Consider the following 1,944-nt stretch of genomic DNA (forward strand, 5'->3'; position numbering starts at 1 on the left):
CCATGGGCCATCTCCGGCAAAGAATTGAGCAAGCCCTGCGTGTAGGGATGCTTCGGGTTCGCGAAGAGCGTGTAAACATCGGCCTCTTCCATCACTTGGCCACCGTAGAGCACGGCGACTCGGTCGCAGACCTGCGCGACAACGCCGAGATCGTGGGTAATGAAAATCACAGCCATGCCTAGCTCTTGCTGGAGCTTGCGGATCAGCGTGAGAATCTGCGCCTGCACGGTGACATCCAGCGCGGTGGTTGGCTCGTCGGCGAGGAGCACGTCAGGCTCGGAGGCAAGCGCCATGGCGATCATGGCGCGCTGGCGCATCCCGCCCGAGAGCTCGTGGGGAAACTGCCGCGCCCGCCGCTCCGCATCGGGAATCTGCACGCGACGAAGTGCCTCTACCGCCGCCGCCTTTGCTTCGCTCTTGCTCACTCCCTTATGAAGCTGGACACTCTCGGCGATCTGGTCGCCAATCGTAAAGACAGGGTTCAGGCTGGTCATCGGGTCCTGGAAAATCATCGCGATCCGCCCGCCGCGAATCTGGCGCATTTCTTTTTCGGATAGCTCCAGCAGGTTCTTGCCCTCAAAGACAATCTTGCCCGCCGTCACGCGCCCCGGCTCCGGGATGAGGCGCAGTGCCGAAAGCGCCGTCATCGTCTTGCCCGATCCCGACTCCCCGACCACCCCGAGGGTCTCGCCGCGTTTGACTGAGAGCGAGACGCCACGGACAACCGCACCGGCAGGAAACGAGACTTCCAGGTTTTCAAGGGAAAGAAGAGGTTCACTCACGGGACGCATTGTACCCGAAGCCCTCCTCGGATTCCCTCCTCCCCCTGCCCCCGGGTACCCGCTGGGTGCCAATCCTGGGAGGATGGGGAGTGAGGGGAGATATTTATTTTGGAGTGATCGCTTGGGCGATTTGGGCGAGGACATACTCTTGTTGGTAAATCACTTGCTCGTTGCGAAACCGGAGTACCCGAACCTGATGTGCCTCAATCCACGCTTGACGCTCCAGATCGTGTGCTTGGATATGGGGAAGCTCATGGATCTCTCCATCAACCTCAATTGCAATTCGATGCTCCGGGCACCAGAAATCCAGGATGAAGTTCCCAACAGCGTGCTGGCGACGGAACTTTGCGCCACAGAGTCGTCTCCCACGCAACGCTTCCCACAGGATAGCCTCCGCGTGGGTTGGGTTTTTCCGATGTGCTTTCGCGTGCTCCACAATCTCAGGGATGGTGTTTCTGACGCGCTCATAACGACGATAGTACATAGTTTTGTTCCTTTCGCCCAAAGAACGGGTGAGAAAGACTGATTCTGATAAAATTCACCAATAAAATTTTCAGTCGCAAAAAATCTCCCCTCTCTCCCCTTCCTCCCAGGATTGGCACTCAGCGGGTACCCGGGGGCAGGGGGAGGAGGGTATAATCCCTCCATGAGCGTCCAACTGGGAATTTCGTCGTATTCGTACTGGCACTTCAAAGAGCCGAAGATCGCCATTGAGCATGTCATTGATGAGGCCGCGCGCCTTGAGGTGTCGGGGGTCGAGATTTTGCACCGGCAGATGGAGAGCGAGGACAATAGTTATTTGCAGAGCCTCAAGCGCCGTGCGTTTCTCAATGGCCTCGATCTGATCTGTCTCTCGATCCACCAGGACTTTGTGCACCCCGAGGCCGAGCTTCGGCAGCAGCACATTGACCACACGCTGAAGTGCATTGAGCTGGCCTACAAGCTGGGCATCCCGTGCATTCGTCTGAACTCGGGCCGCTGGAAGACCATCGCCAGCTTCGACGATCTCATGGACGCGCGCGGCAATGAGCCGCCGATTCCGGGCTACACAGAGGACGATGCGTTTGGCTGGTGTATTGAGAGCATCCAGAAGTGTCTGGACAAGTGCGCCGAGTGCGGCGTGACTCTGGCGCTAGAGAACCACTGGGGCCTCACCCGCACG

General features: G+C 58.5%; 3 protein-coding genes. 1 reads left to right on the forward strand and 2 read right to left on the reverse strand.

What is annotated here, in order from left to right; all coding sequences use genetic code 11:
• Both RMO15_RS03095 and RMO15_RS03100 read right to left on the reverse strand, forming a co-directional pair.
• On the reverse strand, positions 1-782 hold a 782-nt coding region (locus RMO15_RS03095), incomplete at its 3' end, for an ABC transporter ATP-binding protein (RefSeq protein WP_309707698.1).
• A 103-nt stretch (positions 783-885) separates the two neighbouring features.
• On the reverse strand, positions 886-1,266 hold the full coding sequence (locus tag RMO15_RS03100; RefSeq protein ID WP_309707699.1) for an endonuclease domain-containing protein: 381 nt from the start codon (positions 1,264-1,266) through the stop codon (positions 886-888).
• 162 nt (positions 1,267-1,428) lie between these two features.
• Here RMO15_RS03100 and RMO15_RS03105 point away from each other — a divergent pair.
• A partial coding sequence (locus tag RMO15_RS03105; RefSeq protein ID WP_309707700.1) for a TIM barrel protein occupies positions 1,429-1,944 on the forward strand: 516 nt, incomplete at its 3' end.

Origin of the sequence: Armatimonas sp., assembly GCF_031410135.1 — a bacterium.
In the GTDB taxonomy this organism is placed as follows: Bacteria; Armatimonadota; Armatimonadia; order Armatimonadales; family Armatimonadaceae; genus Armatimonas.

Coding starts and splice junctions, on each gene's coding strand:
- RMO15_RS03100 (WP_309707699.1), bottom strand. CDS start 1,266: ATGTACTATCGTCGTTATGAGCGCGTCAGAAACACCATCCCTGAGATT.